General features: G+C 56.5%; 18 protein-coding genes. 10 read left to right on the top strand and 8 right to left on the bottom strand.

The features are described 5' to 3' along the window. Positions 1-77: 77 nt before the first annotated feature. The 3 genes from ACYUCQ_RS14995 to ACYUCQ_RS14985 all read right to left on the bottom strand — a co-directional run bounded on the left by ACYUCQ_RS14995 (position 78) and on the right by ACYUCQ_RS14985 (position 1,876). Positions 78-698 carry an AAA family ATPase gene (locus tag ACYUCQ_RS14995; protein ID WP_460255364.1) on the bottom strand — a complete coding sequence of 207 codons (621 nt, stop codon included), beginning with the start codon at positions 696-698 and terminating at the stop codon, positions 78-80. Between the two features lie 241 nt (positions 699-939). Beyond that, a complete protein-coding gene (locus tag ACYUCQ_RS14990) occupies positions 940-1,248 on the bottom strand; it encodes a hypothetical protein (RefSeq protein ID WP_460255363.1) in 309 nt (102 codons plus the stop codon). Then, positions 1,241-1,876, bottom strand: coding sequence for a nucleotide-binding protein (locus ACYUCQ_RS14985; RefSeq protein ID WP_460255362.1), 636 nt, complete (start codon positions 1,874-1,876; stop codon positions 1,241-1,243). The genes ACYUCQ_RS14990 and ACYUCQ_RS14985 overlap by 8 nt, the downstream gene beginning before the upstream one ends. Positions 1,877-2,325: 449 nt before the next feature. On the opposite strand from ACYUCQ_RS14985, the gene ACYUCQ_RS14980 reads away from it, so the two are divergent. Both ACYUCQ_RS14980 and ACYUCQ_RS14975 read left to right on the top strand, forming a co-directional pair. Next, complete coding sequence (locus ACYUCQ_RS14980; protein WP_460255361.1) at positions 2,326-2,658, top strand: type II toxin-antitoxin system PrlF family antitoxin; 333 nt, start codon at positions 2,326-2,328, stop codon at positions 2,656-2,658. A gap of 14 nt (positions 2,659-2,672) precedes the next feature. Continuing rightward, complete coding sequence (locus ACYUCQ_RS14975) at positions 2,673-3,191, top strand: type II toxin-antitoxin system YhaV family toxin (RefSeq protein ID WP_460255360.1); 519 nt, start codon at positions 2,673-2,675, stop codon at positions 3,189-3,191. A gap of 329 nt (positions 3,192-3,520) precedes the next feature. On the opposite strand, the gene ACYUCQ_RS14970 is transcribed toward ACYUCQ_RS14975, so the two are convergent. Both ACYUCQ_RS14970 and ACYUCQ_RS14965 read right to left on the bottom strand, forming a co-directional pair. Next, entirely contained in the window at positions 3,521-3,931 is a 411-nt protein-coding gene (locus ACYUCQ_RS14970; RefSeq protein WP_460255359.1) for a type II toxin-antitoxin system PemK/MazF family toxin, read from the bottom strand. Further along, positions 3,928-4,194, bottom strand: coding sequence for a type II toxin-antitoxin system Phd/YefM family antitoxin (locus tag ACYUCQ_RS14965; RefSeq protein ID WP_460255358.1), 267 nt, complete (start codon positions 4,192-4,194; stop codon positions 3,928-3,930). The genes ACYUCQ_RS14970 and ACYUCQ_RS14965 overlap by 4 nt, the downstream gene beginning before the upstream one ends. A gap of 454 nt (positions 4,195-4,648) precedes the next feature. Here ACYUCQ_RS14965 and repC point away from each other — a divergent pair, with 454 nt between their 5' ends. Then, the gene (gene repC, locus ACYUCQ_RS14960) at positions 4,649-6,049 is read left to right on the top strand and encodes a plasmid replication protein RepC (RefSeq protein WP_460255357.1); all 1,401 of its coding nucleotides are present in this window, start codon (positions 4,649-4,651) and stop codon (positions 6,047-6,049) included. 40 nt (positions 6,050-6,089) lie between these two features. On the opposite strand, the gene ACYUCQ_RS14955 is transcribed toward repC, so the two are convergent. Beyond that, positions 6,090-6,557: a type II toxin-antitoxin system VapC family toxin gene (locus ACYUCQ_RS14955; protein WP_460255356.1), complete on the bottom strand. Its 468-nt coding sequence runs from the start codon at positions 6,555-6,557 to the stop codon at positions 6,090-6,092. Continuing rightward, positions 6,550-6,798 (bottom strand): AbrB/MazE/SpoVT family DNA-binding domain-containing protein, encoded by a 249-nt coding sequence (locus ACYUCQ_RS14950; RefSeq protein ID WP_460255355.1) that lies wholly within the window; start codon positions 6,796-6,798, stop codon positions 6,550-6,552. Before ACYUCQ_RS14950 ends, ACYUCQ_RS14955 begins: the two co-directional genes overlap by 8 nt. A gap of 299 nt (positions 6,799-7,097) precedes the next feature. On the opposite strand from ACYUCQ_RS14950, the gene ACYUCQ_RS14945 reads away from it, so the two are divergent. Further along, entirely contained in the window at positions 7,098-10,736 is a 3,639-nt protein-coding gene (locus tag ACYUCQ_RS14945) for a relaxase domain-containing protein (protein WP_460255354.1), read from the top strand. Between the two features lie 90 nt (positions 10,737-10,826). Here the strand turns inward: ACYUCQ_RS14945 and ACYUCQ_RS14940 are convergent, their stop codons facing one another. Then, entirely contained in the window at positions 10,827-11,261 is a 435-nt protein-coding gene (locus tag ACYUCQ_RS14940) for a DUF6444 domain-containing protein (protein ID WP_460255353.1), read from the bottom strand. Positions 11,262-11,450: 189 nt separating this feature from the next. On the opposite strand from ACYUCQ_RS14940, the gene ACYUCQ_RS14935 reads away from it, so the two are divergent. The 6 genes from ACYUCQ_RS14935 to ACYUCQ_RS14910 all read left to right on the top strand — a co-directional run. Beyond that, on the top strand, positions 11,451-12,221 hold the full coding sequence (locus ACYUCQ_RS14935) for a hypothetical protein (RefSeq protein WP_460255352.1): 771 nt from the start codon (positions 11,451-11,453) through the stop codon (positions 12,219-12,221). A gap of 648 nt (positions 12,222-12,869) precedes the next feature. Then, positions 12,870-13,682 carry a hypothetical protein gene (locus ACYUCQ_RS14930; RefSeq protein WP_460255351.1) on the top strand — a complete coding sequence of 271 codons (813 nt, stop codon included), beginning with the start codon at positions 12,870-12,872 and terminating at the stop codon, positions 13,680-13,682. Between the two features lie 260 nt (positions 13,683-13,942). Then, entirely contained in the window at positions 13,943-14,545 is a 603-nt protein-coding gene (locus tag ACYUCQ_RS14925; protein ID WP_460255350.1) for a recombinase family protein, read from the top strand. A gap of 179 nt (positions 14,546-14,724) precedes the next feature. Next, positions 14,725-14,967 carry a DUF4160 domain-containing protein gene (locus ACYUCQ_RS14920; RefSeq protein WP_460255349.1) on the top strand — a complete coding sequence of 81 codons (243 nt, stop codon included), beginning with the start codon at positions 14,725-14,727 and terminating at the stop codon, positions 14,965-14,967. Next, a complete protein-coding gene (locus tag ACYUCQ_RS14915; RefSeq protein ID WP_460255348.1) occupies positions 14,951-15,214 on the top strand; it encodes a DUF2442 domain-containing protein in 264 nt (87 codons plus the stop codon). Before ACYUCQ_RS14920 ends, ACYUCQ_RS14915 begins: the two co-directional genes overlap by 17 nt. 521 nt (positions 15,215-15,735) lie before the next feature. Further along, on the top strand, positions 15,736-16,090 hold a 355-nt coding region (locus tag ACYUCQ_RS14910), incomplete at its 3' end, for an ABC transporter permease (protein ID WP_460255347.1).

Raw genomic sequence — 16,090 nt, 5'->3', positions numbered from 1 at the left:
CTTTTCGTGCTGAGAAAAATTGGATTATTGCCATAATGCCGTTTTGCCGGATTGCTGGCAATAAGGCGTTGTGGCAACTAGGCAATTACGCTCCGAAGCCAAGTATAAAGTGAAATTATCTCATCGCCCGCCTTGCCGTCTTTTTCGTATTCCTGGGCAGTTAGCCCAGCGATCAACGAATGAGCGTAGGCGGCACGTTGCTGCAAAGCGACTGGCGCTACATTGAGCCCATGCACTGCTACCGCCGCCCGCGCATCGGCCAAAACATTAGGCGCACGTACGGGCATGCTATTGAGAACCACATGGGCCGGCTTGCCTGCCAGCTTCACGATACGTGCCGTTGTTCCTATGGCGCGTAGATCAAGAATACCGGGCCTACACGGAATCAGGATTAGGTCTGCAGCTTCTGCTGCGGCGAGGGCAACCTCCCCCGAATGGGGTGCGGTGTCGAGAAACGCTATATCTGCGCCCCCGCTCTCGGCAGCCTGGATCGCTTGTGGAAGTCTCGAGGCCGGTACGGAGATCACAACCGGAATTTCATCCTTGCGACTATCCTTCCATCCCGCAGCGCTTGCCTGGGGGTCGAGGTCTATCACAACGGCAACGTGCCCCAGCCGGTGGGCCGCAACAGCTAAGTGCAAGGACAAGGTGGTTTTGCCAGACCCCCCTTTTTGGCTCAAAATTGCTACTGTTTTCATAATGCCTCACTGCCGGTTTGCCAAATTGCCAGCAATTTAATTTGCTGTATTGTTGGCAATATATAGAAACCTAAATAGATTCGCTAGGCTCTAAAATTGCCAGCAATTAATGTTGCCGGGTTGCTGGCAATTTTCATGAAGTGTTACTTCTCCGAGCCGCTAGATCTGGCCACTTCGCCCGAGTGCTTCCCGTAATTGGCTGTCGTAGTCAAATTTCTTGCAGCTATCTTGCTGCAATCTCTTAACGTTTGTTGTCCCGGTCGTAGACATCGAGGGCAGCTTCCAAAACCTCTACAATCTTGAGGCCGCTTGCTTTCGCTATTTCTCGCACTCGATTATCAAAATCCTCAGTCACCCGTGTGGCAAATGCTACTGTGCGGTTGGTTTTACGCAGTGTCCTGCCATCAATTTTCCTGGCGGGAGCCTTTGCCTCACGTACCGGCGGGGGTGTGGGGGCAACTTCCGGCGCGGCTAGGTTTGGACTGGCTTCGCTAAGCGAAGGAGGCGCGCCCAGTCCCCTGCCCTTTTTGAACTTGGACAGATCAGCCATCAGAGTTCACCTTTTCAACAAGCGCTTGCATAAGTGCGTCAGCTCTGGCGTTCAAAGCGGCAAATTTTGTCTCTGTAACGGCGTGTCCGCCGTTTTGTGCCCGGCGGTAAGCTGGGCGCTCCGGCAGATAACCAGACAGCACAAAATAACCCGCTTCTTCAAGAAATGCGCGTGCGTCGGCTTCTTCGGCATCAGTTCCGATATGATTTAGGGCGAAAGCTAGCCGGTCGGTCAGGATGCCCGCTTTAACTAGGGCGTGAAATTCTCGGACGGCAGGGCGTAAATCATCGAGGCTGGGACCGGAGGGCTGGACAACAAGCCCAGCGGCCTTGGCGATTTCCAGCGTTCCTGCGCTGGTTCTGGCGGGGCCGTCGATAATAAGCAAATCATAGGCAGCGGCGGCCTTGATGGCCTGGGCGGCATTGCCGAAGGGCTCAACACTCACCATCGGTTCGATCCCAGCCGACAATCGAGCGCGCTGCCAATCTAAACTTGTCCCCTGCTGTGTATCGAGATCGGCTAGCTTGACCGAGAGGCCACCGGCGGCGGCTTCGCGAGCCATTGCTCTGGCTAAGGTTGATTTGCCGACCCCACCCTTTTGCGACACGAACGCGACCACGGTCCCCATGAGTATTCCTAGCTGCAATCTTGCCGCTATATTTATTATAGCCGCGAGATAGAAGCAAGTTTATCTCTTTAGATAAGTGACAGCAATAAGATAGCTACAATCTTGCAGCTATCTTATTGCTGAATAGAGGGTTATCCAAGCGATATTGCCCTTTGTTCCAGCCGCCGGAGGCGGATTGATAATCGGCGTGCGTCCTTCGCCTCTACAGGTCCAGAAGGCCCCGGTGCGCAGGGCGGGCCAAAAGCGCGCAGCGGCACCGGAGCCACGCTCAGCCCGAAGGGCGAGCATGGCGAGGAGCCACCTTTTGACGCGCCAGAGCACCGTGACATCGTAACTTTTACCCGGTGCAGGGGGAACAATCATCCGTAGTGACGCGGTCTACGACAGGGCCTATTGCAAAAGTAAGGAGAAAATCTTACTTCAGGGCTATGATCCACAGGAATCAGCTTATGCAAGTCATTGAAGAAGTTTGCACGATCACAGCCAAAGGCCAAACGACGGTGCCGAAAGCTGTTCGGCAAGCGCTTGGGGTTGGCTATGGTGGCCGTATTGCGTTCCGCGTAGAGGGAAGTAGCGTCACGATTCATGCTCTTGGGGATGATGACGAGCATGATCCTGCGTTGTCGCCGTTTCTAAGCCTGCTTGCGGCCGATCTCACGGCCCGGCCTGCGGAGGCCGTCCTTCCGTTTGATCCTAACACAGTCTCCCGTTTGGGGGCCTTGGCTGAAGGGATTGGGGAAGTGGATCTCAACGCCCCCATTGAAGGGGATGTTTCGCTATAGTGGGCCTGCCCGCGGTGGAACGGCACGGATGGAGCCTTTATGCCCACCCGCTGTTTCTGGACCAGTTGGAGCGGCTTCTGGCGAGCGTGGAACGCGCTAAGCAGTCAGACCCGGAGGGATGGCGGCGCAAGGCTGACGCCCAGACGTTAGGGGCAATCCATGCCTTGGTGTTTGACCGGATTCCGCTAGACCCGCTCGCGCTCGAATTTCGTCAGGGCAACACCCTGGGAAAAGAGCATCGGCACTGGTTCCGGGCGAAATTTGGCGGCAGCCGCTTCCGGCTGTTTTTCCGGGCCGACTCACAGGCCAAGGTGATTGTTTATGCCTGGGTGAATGACCGTGACACGCTACGCAAGGCCGGCGCGAGTACAGACCCTTATGCGGTATTCACCAAGATGCTGGCGAGCGGCAACCCGCCGGATGGCTGGCTCGCGCTGATGGTCGCCGCTCAGGCGCCTGATGCGGTAAAACGCTTTGCCGCATCAGAGAAAACCGTAAGCACCACCCGAGCCGCCCTTGACGAAACGCCATGACCTAGCGCTCACCTGCGGCGTCATAAAACCGAAATTCCTGGACATTTGGGTTTAGCTGCTACTGAATGCGCCTTACCTGAGGCGGCGCGCGATTCCCACTGCCGTCTTTGGGGCATGGAGGCGTGCGGCCCCTGGACCGGAACGCCAAGGCGCGGATCATTGTTTACGCGCGCGCCTAGTTGGCGCGGCACCCGCGGTTTAAGTGGCGCCCGTTTGTGAGGTGCGGATAACCCATCATCGTCATTATAAAGGTAAAGTCGCGATGCAATTCACGTAATAAAATTTCTCTAATTACTACTTTTTCGTTGTCCATCATTCAGTGCGTGTGACTACGGGCAACCGGCGCGCCTTAAAAAAGCGGCAAATTGCGCCTGGACTTTCCGGAACAGGGCAGGGGGTAGAAACCCATAATCAAAAAGCCCGGGTGCAATAGGGCGAATATCGGGCCCCGGCCAGGCAAAGCGGTTTCCTTCGCTGACAACGATCCATGAGCGAGCATCGTCTAACCCGAGGCGCCGTTTGGTTGCCGCCGGAATTTCAACCGCAGCTTCTGGGGTGGTGGGCATCGAATGGGTAATCGGAGCAACTGTTACCATCGGGGTGCCGTTGTTGTCCTGGATGGCAACAATGATGACGCAAGGTCGGTCTTTGACGCCTTCTGCCCGTCCTTTTTCATATTCGGAGTGCCAAAGATAAGCATAGGATATGACCAAGCCGCGCTCAGGTTTTGGAAGCGTCACGCAATGTCCTGATCTAGTTCGGCATTCAGGTGATCGTGCCGTGCGTCCATGCCGCCTTGAGTGATCGCTTGGATTTCAGCTTCGTTAAGGTTTTCGGTTTTAAAGACGACGCGCTCGCGGCTTTTGAGGCGCTGATATTCTTCCACGGACAGGACCACCAGACGATCACGGCCATTGCGCGTGATCGACAAGGGCTGTTTGAGGGCTTCATCCTGATAGCGTCCGAAATTCCTTTGGAACTCGACGGCGGATACGGTCAACATTGCTTAAGGTCCTTTTGTTGCGTATAATCCGTATTATACGCCCGATTCTAAAGAATGCACGCATTTATTCTGAGTTGCGCGCGCAACCACTGGCCGCGCGCGCTGATAAGTTATTGATTATTAATACAATAATTTTGCATCGCGCTTGTCGCTTTTTTAGTGACCTGCATAAGAATCGGGGTAATACAAGATTCGGCGCTGCGAATCGTAAGCCGTCATGCGGCGCTATCGGGAAATGGAGGACGAGCTTTGACGACCTGAGTTTCATTAGAAATGCGAAAGCCCGCCTTGCCGGGCGGGCTTTGCGAAAATTCGTGACGGGCCTCATCGGCAACCGTTCGGGCCTTACATTCCCGAACATAGCCATTGAGAGCTCTCTTGCCAAGCAGAAATTGCCGTTTCTGCTGTTGAGATTGCTTTGCCTGTCGCGATCCACCCAGAATGGAGGATCACGATGCCAAGTATGGGCTCCGGTTCGGAGCAGAAAACGACGATAAAACAACCCTCTAATGGTTTTCGTCGGTTGTCACCGGCGATGCTGGCGACGAGCAGGGTTGCGGAAAATTTCACTGGATTGTCAGACGGGGAGGGGGGGCCAGGGTCGATTTTAGCCGCGTTCAAGGCGGCTGCACCCTATCTTGGCCTGTCGCCCCGCACGGTTCATGCGGTGGATTGGCTGTTCCGGTTCACCCAGAGGCAGGATTGGGAGCCTGGCAGCCGCCCGGTGGTATGGCCGTCCGCCTTCATGCAGGGCGAGGCGCTAGGGCTGAGCCTGAGCCAGGTGAAGGCGCTCAACCGTCATTTGGTTGAGCTTGGCCTCCTGGTGATGAAGGACAGCCCGAACGGCAAACGCTATGGCCGGCGGAACAAGGCGGGGCGGATCATCGAGGCGTATGGTTTTGATCTTTCGCCCCTAGCCGTTCGCCTAAAGGAGTTTCGGGCGGTGGCGGAGCGGGGCCGAGAAACCCGCGAGGAGATTCGCCAGCTTCGCCGGCGCGCGAGCATTGCGAGCACCGGATTGCTGCAAATCGCGGCGACGGCGGCGGAGTATGGGGTTCTCGACCCGGCCTGGCAGTCACAGGCGGAGGAAACACAGAAGCTGGCCCACAGGCTAGCCAAGTCCGACCGTCTCGCCGATCTTCGCGCCGGTGTTTCGCTCCTTGAAGTTCGGCAGATGGAGGCGCGGGAGCGTTTGGAGGCGCTTTTGCCTCGTGATGCGAATGCAAGCTTTTCAGGCAGTTATTCTGTGGAAACCGGCCCCAAGGGGCCGGAAATTAAGCCCCATAATACATCTACAAACCAAACCTTTGATCCTTCGGATACAGTAATTGCTCGGGAGAAAAGTAAGTCGGTTTCGGGTGAGCGGGAAAAACCCTCCGCCTGGGACGGTTTGGATAAAGGCAGCGTGGCGGCGCGGCATCAAAATGGCGATACGGCACAGGCTGGACAGGCTCGCACTGGCGGTGGAGCGGAGAGAGCTGCTCCGCGCCGGGAAAAAGGCGCAAAAACGGATAGCGGCACGATCATGCGGATGACGCCTGACGAGCTGATTAGGCTTGCCCCGCGCTTGAAACCCTATCTCGCGAAGGCTTCTCCGGCCTGGTCTGATATTGTGGATGCGGCTGACTGGCTGCGGCATGATCTGGGTGTGTCAAAAACGCTGTGGGGGGATGCGTGCCTGGCGATGGGGCGCGAGCAAGCCGCGATTGCCTTAGCGATCGTCTCCACCAAACCGGAGGGATATTTCCGGGGGAGTGCCGGGGGGTATTTTCATGGGATGGTCGCGAAAGCGCGCGCTGGCGATCTCAATCTCGGCCGCACAATCTGGGGAATGCGGAGCGGCAAATCGGTCTGATCCGTGAAGGAGGAGAGTGACCAGGGAGGGGGATGGTTTCTCAACCCCCCGGGTCAAATTGATCCTTTTCAGGAGATCGCTGGTGATCACGATCCTGGGCGGTAGGGGTATTTTGTTGTGCTGACCCACCCCGAATAACGACGACGTTTACTCCTGGCACCTGGCTCCAAGCGGCATCGGCGGTGATAGCGGGCAAATTCCGTTGTTGTGCGAGAGCCAGGCACGCGCGATCGCCGAGTGACAAGCCGACTGATCGTGTGGTTTTTCGCAATTCTCCGGTCAAGCAAGCTTGATCGGTGGTGAACGCGACAATTTCGACGCCGATTGCCTCGATGGCGAGCCGAGCCTGATCTTGAGGCATTCCGCGTTCGCAGAGCTTGGTGACGATTTCGGCGACGTTGACGGTCGAGATGAGTGCGCCGGGAAGGGTTTGTGTCACCCGCTCGGCCCCCGGCTCTCCCAGAAGGAGGGCCAGAACAGCGGAGCTGTCGAGAACAGCGTTACTCACTTTTGGCGGCCAGATGACGTTCGGCGATGAGTTCCTCAACGAGGCCTGCGTGTTGTGGAATATATTGACTGACGAGGTCTTGTGCGCGTTGCACGGCGGCATTGATTGGTTCGAGTATGATCGTGTTGTCGACGAGGCGGGCCAGAATTTTGCCGCCCTTTGGGCACCCAAGTTTTGCGCGCATGGCGGCGGGGATGATGATGCGCCCGGTGGGTGCGACGGTGAGATTGACGGGTGTCATGGGGTTGGTCCTTATGTACCATAAAACCAAAAACTGTCATATATTATAAAAAAGGCAAAAATCAATAAAAATTTCATACACAAAAACTCGCCCCAAACCAACATCAAACCCTATTTACCCTTATCCCGATCTCTGCCTCCTCCAATCCTTTCCTGCACCTATCCCTGCTGCTCCAACTGCCGCCATCTTTCTTACTTCTGCCACACCATCCCGACGGCACTCTTTTCTTGCCTCTTTCGCGTCACTCTGATATTCATAACCGCGAACAAAAACTAGCGAGCACACAGGCACCCTATTCAATGCCAGCACGATCAACCAGAACGACCAGGGCCAATTGGAAGCGATTTTTGCGGCATCTTGCCCAAAAGTACGGCCTTGCCGAGGCCGCCCGGGTTGCGAAAATGGGCGTCGACGACCTTGCGCGTGTTCTGAATCGACCGGGAATCTCCGGTCGTTGGGGTGGTCGCTTGGCCACGAAACTGCGGCTTATCGGCGAGTGTAGCGACGCGGCCCTGCACGACGTTTTTGCCAAATCCCGGGTTGTGATTGATAGACCGGGTGTGAGTCCGCCGGAGGTGTATAGTCTTCGGTCAAAATTTGACGGCGCAAAGGAGCGATCTAGCCCGTTGAGGGCGACCGCTAAAAAGGCAGCGCGACCGCCGGTTGACGCAGAAACTGTAACCACGCCCACGCCCACGCCCACACCCGCCCCTGACCCGGAGCAATCGGCTGCGGTGGGAGATCAAAGTGCGTTTTTCGGGCTTGTCTTTGGGCTACCAAAATCGGTCAGCGCGCTGGCTCTTTTTGATGACCCTCAGGTTCTGCTGGCGCTCGAGATGGCGGTTGCTGCGTATCGGGACGCAGCAATTGCAACTTTTGATAATCTCGCGAGGTGCAGGTCGGGTCGGGCGGGTGCGACGAGTGAGGCCGGGGAGGGGGTGATTGCCGCCAGTTGGATTCATCGGGGAAACGGCGAGGGCGAGCCCCACTGGCACGTACATATATGCCTGAGCAACGCCACCTGGAGGTCCGGTGACGAGACGGGGCGGGCCCTTGATTCACGTATGATTTTCGCAGCAAAGCGGCTCGCGGAGGCGTCTGGTCTGGCGGCTATGGAGGCGGTTTTGACAGAGCGACTAGGGCTCTCCCCTGACGCGTGGGTGCGGCATGCGGTTGGGTCTGTTGTCGTGCCGGAACTCGCGGCGATGGCGGGTGTTGCCGCGCAGCTATCGGGGTCGCGGGCGCGACTTGCGGCGTGCGAAGTTGAGACGCGCGGATATGGTGGTGACGCGACACGGTGGCGGGCGCATCGCGCTGCGGCAGCTAGTGCGGCGAAAAAGGCGCACACTTTGACCCCGGAGGAAATCGAAGCCCAAGTCGATGTGGCGTGGTCAGGTGGCGCGCGCGCGCGGGAGGCGCAGCAGGAGGCGTGGCATAGCGCTGTCGATCCGGATGTATGGCGCAAGGCCCGACAATCGTTTGCGATGCAGCGCGATCGGTCTGTTGGTCCTGTGGCCGTCCCGGCTGAAATTGTGACTGCGGCAATGGATGATTTACTCACCCGCATCAAAAATCCGTCGCTATTCGATTTTGCCGCAGTAGGCCGGAGTCTGGGCCTATCTGAGGCTGAAGCGCTACGTCGGGGGGCGCTCCATTTTGACATGGCCGTTCGAGCCGGCGTCTTGATCTCCGATGTGGCGGCCTCGCCGATTGCTGAGGCGCTTCTGGCGCGTGAGTCAATCGTGACAAAATCCCTGCATCAGGCGTGTGGGGTCGGTGGATCGGCGAGCATCGCGCGCGCGGCCGTTGACGCCGATCTCGCGATTCAGTCTCGCGCGGAGGCGCTCGCTCGCGCCCGCGGTCGCGGGTTTCCAGTCGGGGTACCGCCGGGCGCGAGCGATGAGCAGATCTTGGCCATTCAGCTGGCCGCACAGGGTCGAAAACTCGGGATGATCGTCGGCGTCGCCGGGGCTGGAAAAACGCGTGCGCTTAAAGCGGTGACGGACGGGGCGAAGCGCGCGCGGATGCGCGTTATTTCTACGGCCCGCAACGCCGCGCGCGCAACAGAAACAGGTGAGGAAATCGGGGCGCATTGGGCCGCTACGCTGGAGACGCTGCTTGCGGATTCCCGCATCGGCGTTGACCAGCCGACGCTGATCGTCCTCGATGAAGGGGCCGTCGTCGACAAAGTGCATGTGGAAGCTCTGCTAGCCCTGGCAGAGGATCCGGCTCGTCAAGTGCAGATTGTTGCGCTTGGGGACCGTAAACAGGCGCAGGCAATCGACGGGTTTTCCGCTTTCACCTCACTCATTTTTGGTGCTGAGCGTGCCGGGGGGGTGGTGCGCCTGAAAACTAGCCGCCGCTGTGCGCGCTGGGCGAAAGAGGCTGGTGAAATCCGGGCTGGCGAGGGGGGGTTTGTGCTTGATCGTGCGCTTACGGACGGGCGGCTGATCACGGCGACGACTGAAGCCGAGGTTGTGAAAATAATGGCCGCGACAGTTGTTGCGCACCGGGGGTCCGTTGCTCTGACGAGCAGTAATGCGCAAGCGGCGGCCGTAGCGCGCGGGGTTCAAAAGTTACTTGGAAAAACTGGAGTTTTTCCGATAAATTACGGGAACCGAGCCGCTGTTGGCGACCGCATTCGCACCCGAAAAAATAACCGTGATCTCGGGATCATGAATGGTGACGAATGGACGGTCGAGCGCATCGAGACCGATTGCCTTGTCGTGTCGGGAAAGCGCGGCAAAAATATCAGGCTGCCGGCGGCCTATTGCCAGGCTTTCGTCGAGCTCGCCTATGCAGCGACCATCGATTCTGCTCAAGGCATTACCGCCGAGCGCGCGATTATACGTGTCGATCACTCTATAGGTCGCAGTCGCCTCTATAGTGCTGCGACGCGGGGTAAAGCCCCGCCAATTTATGTGGCGACGGGTGGGGATGCGGCTGAAATTCTCGCGGCAGCCGTTTATCGCGACGATATCGATCGGACGGCGAGTGAGGTCGCGGCCGAAATCACCACTCAAGCCGCCCCACAGGCCGAAACCGAGGAGCGGCAAGCCGCAGAGGCGCACCTAAGGGAGGATCTTGCAATCCTGCGCGACGCGGTCGACGATATCAAAGCCTCCAATTTGATGACGCCGGATTTGGTTGCGGCCCAGATCCGAATTGTCGAGTTTTATCGATTTAGACGGGAGCAAATGTGTGCTGAAGCCAGTGAGCAGGAGCGCCTCGGCGCGCTGCGGCACCAGGTTGATCGGCAAGTGTCGCGCGCTGTCCGTGACCGGGCGGTGGCGGCTCACCTAGTGGAACAGGCGCGGTCGCGGATCGCGGCGATGGAAAGAGACATCAGCAAGCGAGGTCCCTTTTCATCGCCGATTTGGGTCCAGCAGCAGCGCGCGCAGGATCTCGCGGCGCTTCGCGGCGAGGTGACGAGGCTTGCACGTGAGGCAGAGGCGGCACTGCGCAAAGAAAAATCGCTTAAGCAATCACTTGCTGAGCGTATTTCCGCGTTGGCAACCGCCGCCGATGCCGTGCGGTGGCAGGCCGGACGCGCCATCGAGGGGGCCGAAGCCGCGATTACGCCAGACTTACACAAAATAATTGAAGCTGTTCTGAAGGCCCGTGGCCAAGCGGCTGAGCCTCAGGCACCACCATCACCACCCGAGATACGAAATCCGGCGGTGATTGTCGCGGAGCTTGAGGTGATCAAAGCAAAAGCCGATCAAGCGTGTAGCCAGCATGGGAAGACTATCGATACGCTTAAAACCTTGCTTAAGGCTGGTGACCCGGCGATCATCGCTACTGAGGATCACGCCAAAGCAATTGCTAGCCGCTATCGATTGCGGATTGCCAGCCTTGAGCAGGAGCTTAAGGCCGCAACCCAGACTGAGGCACCGCATCGATCAACCGGATTTTGGGGAGCTGGTCCGAAATTTTAACGAGCGCGCGGCGAGCTGGGCCGGATGAGCGACTGTAATCGTGGAGGCTCCTCACTAAAAATAGAAAAATTCTGGCTATAAATTTTCGACTCAATAAATTTGTATCTGCTCATAGCGCTGCGCGAGGCGCTGATCCGCATCAGTCAGCCCGGCACGGCAGTGCTGGCAATGCGCGGCTTTCGCGATCACCGTTTGGTCGGGGGTCTCGGCAAGCAAGCGACCGCCACCCTCACGGCCGAGACTGCCTTTGCGTGGCCCCTTGCGCGGAGATTTCTCAGGCCGGTTTGGCTTCTGCCCGCGCGATGGCGGCAGGCTCGAATTATCCGGCCGCTTCGCCGGCTCGTTCAGCCGCACCTCCAACTCTGCAATCCGGCGTTCCGCAGCAGCCAGCCGGACCGTCAGTTCCTCGTTCCGCCGCTCCGAAACTTGCAGTGCTTCCCACAGAGCGCGGATCAGCGCGTCTTTCTCAGCGTGCGACAGAAGGGATAAATCAGGAAGCTCGGCCATGCCTCCGTCGAATCCCATCCGCCGTGGTCACGTCAATTCACCATCGATTCAACACGCCGCACGGCGGGGATGAGCAGATACATAAGTTTTGATCCGACAAATAATAAAAATTTTTTCCTTCATATTTTTTGTCGAACCCAGTTTTTTGCGTTTGCAAACGGATCAAGAGTATTCTGCTATTGTCAATAACGCAAAGGAGAATTGACAATGAATACTTCAAATATCGGCAGTTCATACCGCGAGAACTCTAATATAGTCGCTTTCGCAGCCCATCATCTCTTTCTAGATGCTGTGGCGCGGCAGTTTTCAGGGCATGGTTACTGTGCGTCTTGGCAACCCGATCCTGCCCATGGCGATGGGCCATTGATTAAGCCAGGGATCACGGTCATCGAGGCGCACACCGACTGGCTCCCGGAAATCGCCCTGTATCTCGCTGACCTTGCCGAAAGCGATGGTATCCCATACCTCGCCGATCCGTGCTCTGAAGAGCTAGCCAGGTTTATGACCGGCCACCATCAGGCAATGCCGGAGATGATCTCCCGATTTATGCCGGCAAACATCGAATTGATGGGACGGCTGGGGGTCACAGCCCCAGTTGCACCGCAGCCCTGGGTTGGGTCGCCGCTGGCGATTTTGCCGGTCGAGCGGGACAATGACACCCTTTATACTGCCGAGAGCCTATTTTCTGTCCAACGGATGAGAGCGCTCCACGCGCTTAAGGGGGCTGGCGCGAGTGTAATAATCCTCTGCAATAATCTGGAGGATTTGCCGATGCTCGTTCTCTCGGCAATTGATCGTCGGTGCGTAGCAGACGGTTTGCGGGTCGATAGCGCGATTTTCAGAAGGGTCGTGAGGGAATTTCGGGGGGGCGCAATCGTTCCCCTTAATCCCTGGTCCGAGGTTGACCGCGTCGTGAGCCCGCTTTGGCTTACCGATTATATTGCGCGACTGCCTCGGTCTCAGCCAAATTTGGGTTAGAAGATGTTGCACTTACCCCGGCGCTCGCGCCGGGGTAGGTAATTGGATTGGCCGATTTTGATCCGCGGCTACTCGGCCCGCGATTTTGCTGCAGAATCTGGAAGAGGCGCCGCGTGAGAAAAGATTAAAAGGGCCCGAAATTTTTTCTTGCGTTTCGCGGGAAAGGATGGGATTTAGACATCGTTCTGATACTGTTCTTTGGTTCGTAAATCGAGTGGTCGCACTTTCGCTCCCATGGATCCCTTGGAGAGGGATGCGAAGATCCTGACGAAAACCGCGCCTCTGTGCGCGGATGACCCACCGCGCTGAAATCGCCAAGCCACCGGCAAGCGCTTCTCGCCCTTGTGCGAGGATGATCCGTCCCGACCCTGTGTGCGGGGATGAACCCGATTAGCTCGCCTAAGTGCGAAGATGAACCAGAGATGCCGCCAAGAGTCTGTTGGTGGAAATTATCTTGCCTATGTGCGGGGAAGATTCTGTTTTTCTAACTCACTTTCTGCCTCAACTGAGATGGGTCTGTGTGTGCGGATAAACCGCTGCTCACCATATCCGCGACCACCCGATGCTCGATCTCGGAACATCCGAGTCTGCGGCAGATCGTGGCGCCGCAGCGGTTAGAAATGGCCATCGATCTTGTTGCATTTAATCGTGCCCGATAATTACAATTTGCCTTATACGTGGGGAGGCTTTACCGGTGTCCGTAAATTAGGGTTTGTTTCTTGCGCGTGGATAATTTTGTCGATCACTGCTATTGATCTGAATTTGGTACTTGAATTTCGGCCATGTCATGTTATCAAAAACGATATGAAAATTGTTTCATTTTTACTTCTCCTTATCGCTTCAGTATCGCTTGTCTCATGCGGTGCCACGGCAGCACAGAGACAATATCAAAGCGATGTTACGATAACTCACCAATCTATGGAGGCATTAAAGCTTTGTGCGGATCAAATAGCCCAAAGTGGGAAATACAATCAGCTGGCAAAGCACATGCCCATAACGAGCACTCACGCATCTGTTCTTCAGTTGGCAGATACTTCTTACATTTCTCAACAAGATATCCCACTACTTTCTAGTTATGAGCATAGGGTAGGATTGTGCGAAAGAGATTTCTCGTCAAATATAAGTTTGGTTGATCCAGAAATTGGATCAATTGCATCACAAGGTCACCAACTCCAAAAAAACAATGCGGCAATTTTTATTGATGGTAAAGAAAATTGGGGACAATTTGTTGAAAGAAGACAAGATATAAGCGCGCGCGTCTATCAGATTATGGTTCAAATTGCCAATCGAGATACTAATGAATTAAATGCTGAAAATCAAATGGAATTAGAACAACGCCAGCAAGCTTTGGAAAACATCTCAAGATCAATGCAGAATCAAGAAATTATTAATCAAGAAAATCAGCCAATTACCACAAATTGTAATCAATTTGGTAATTCTATTTCTTGCACATCAAGATGATAGTATGAGAGTGTGGACTCATTGCAGATAATCACCGATACCGCATTATGCTAACTGTATGATGGGTTTGCCAGCCAGTGCGGCTCTGAGGTCAGGGGCTGATCCTGGTGTGCCGACTAGAGGGCGACGTGCTACCTGATTGGGTGTCCGGAATCGACCGTTTACGGACAGTTTGGGATTGACTGCTCATAATATAGGGTTGACCTGGTTTTGCACATGGTTGAGTATAGGACATCCATTTCGGACGAATTGACACCCTCATGGCCCGCGCTTTCCTCTACGCCCGCGTCTCCACCCTCTGTCAGACCACGGAAAACCAGGTGGCAGAGGTCAAGGCCGCCGGCTTCGCGGTTCAACCCAGCCGAATCATCACCGAAACCATCTCTGGTAGCGCGCCGGCGATGCAGCGTCCCGCATTCCGCCGTCTGGTTGATCGGCTGGAAGCCGATGACGTGTTGGTGGTCACTAAGCTCGATCGCCTTGGTCGCAACGCCATGGATGTTCGCACTACCGTCGATGCGCTGGCCGCCATCGGTGTCCGGGTTCACTGCCTCGCCCTGGGCGGGGTCGATCTGACCAGTTCGGCCGGCCGAATGACCATGCAGGTGATCGCGGCCGTCGCCGAATTCGAACGCGATCTGCTGGTTGAGCGCACCCAAGCCGGATTGAGCCGCGCGCGCAGCACCGGCAAAACGCTGGGTCGGCCCGCCAGCCTGACCGAAGATCAGAAACGGCAAATTGTAGCGCGGCTTGATGCGGGCAATTCGGTCTCGGCCCTGGCGCGCGAATACAAGACCAGTCGGCAAACCATCATTCGAGCACGGTTTCTCTTGACATCAGCGCCCAGCGAACGAACACTCTAAGCCAGAGGAATGAACTGAATGACCCCAAACCACGTGCCCGATGAGACAGACACCGAAGCGTTCGTTGCCACCGTCAAGCGTGGTCTCGCCTCGATGGGCGCAGGTCGCACCGTCCCCTACGAGGACGTGCGGAGATGGGTTCTTTCCTGGGGCACGAGTAACGAGTTGCCCAAGCCTGAATGCCAGTAATCTTTCGCCATGAAGGCTTTCGTTTCTTCTTCTACGCTAATGAGGGCGACCCTCGGGAGCCGATTCATGTTCATGTCGAGAAAGACGATTTGGAAGCTAAATTTTGGATACATCCCGAGATTTCTTTGGCATACAATGACGGTTTCAACGCCAAGACCCTCAGCCGCCTGGTTGCCGTGCTTGAGGCCAACCGGCAGCGAATCATAGGAGCGTGGGATGTCTTCTTTACCTAGAGCCCGTGAAGTGCGGTTTGACGAGGACTCAATGTGGGTTTCACTGGATGATGGTCGGGTTCTCGGTGTTCCATTGATCTGGTTCCCGCGGTTATTTCGCGCGACGGCGCAGCAGCGCGCCGACTGCCGGATCAGCTCGCGTGGCCTTCACTGGGAGGCACTGGACGAGGATATTTCAATTACCGGCCTACTCGCCGGTCGGGGCGACCAAACCTATAGGCCGCTTCCGATACCGTCAGCCGCATGACGTTTCGGAGGGCTTCCGTAATAGGTAGGCCTCTCTCCACCAAGTATTTGCCCGGGTGGGCCTAATGGGGACCTTGCGGGGTGCTTTGACCAGTCTTCGGGCGTGCATGACTACCGGCTCAGCCTTCCCTCGCGCCGGGGACTACGCCGTGACTTCCTGGCGACTATGCGGTGCATCGTTTCAATGAACCCGCGGATCCAGTCCCGTACACCGGTCTTGATCGGGTCAAAGCATACCGCCCCATCAAACAGGCTGGCTTCCGGCGTCGATGTGCTATTCTGCTTCATGTCGGAGGCAGCAAAGGTTCCGTCGGCGTAGCCGATGGAAAGCTGCCGGAGGTGTGATCTCCATCGGCGCGCAAATGCCGAGTCTGGTGGTTGAACTCACCCGGAGATTACGCCACCCAGAATTTCCCCACACTTCACGACGCGACCTGGTTGGGGATAGAAATTTACAACGCCCTGTTGTAACTGAAATCGCGTTGCGCACGTTCTCGGTGATTTGTGAGGAGCAAAAGGTTAATGACGGAACTATCTCCATCCGATACGGCACTGAAGGCTTTCCGCAAGCAGTCGCACTTCACGCTGTCGGCTGATCGCGGCTGGGTGCAACGATTTCAGCTTGCCGGCACGGACTTGAAGGATGGGTTCCGGCTCTGGCGACTGATCTGGACCTTGGCGCTTTCCGATATCAAGCTCCGCTATCGAGGATCAGCACTCGGCCCGTTTTGGCTTACTATTTCAACGGCAGTTCAGATCGGCGCGATGGCATTCCTCTATGCTGACCTATTCCATACCGACATCCACACCTACCTACCTTATCTGGCGATATCGATCATTTTGTGGAACTATCTGAATATGTTGATTTCAGATGGTT

This window comes from Acidiphilium sp. MT5, from assembly GCF_054767495.1.
Note: the sequence above shows the minus strand (reverse complement) of the source record. Positions and strands in the feature narration are given on the sequence as shown.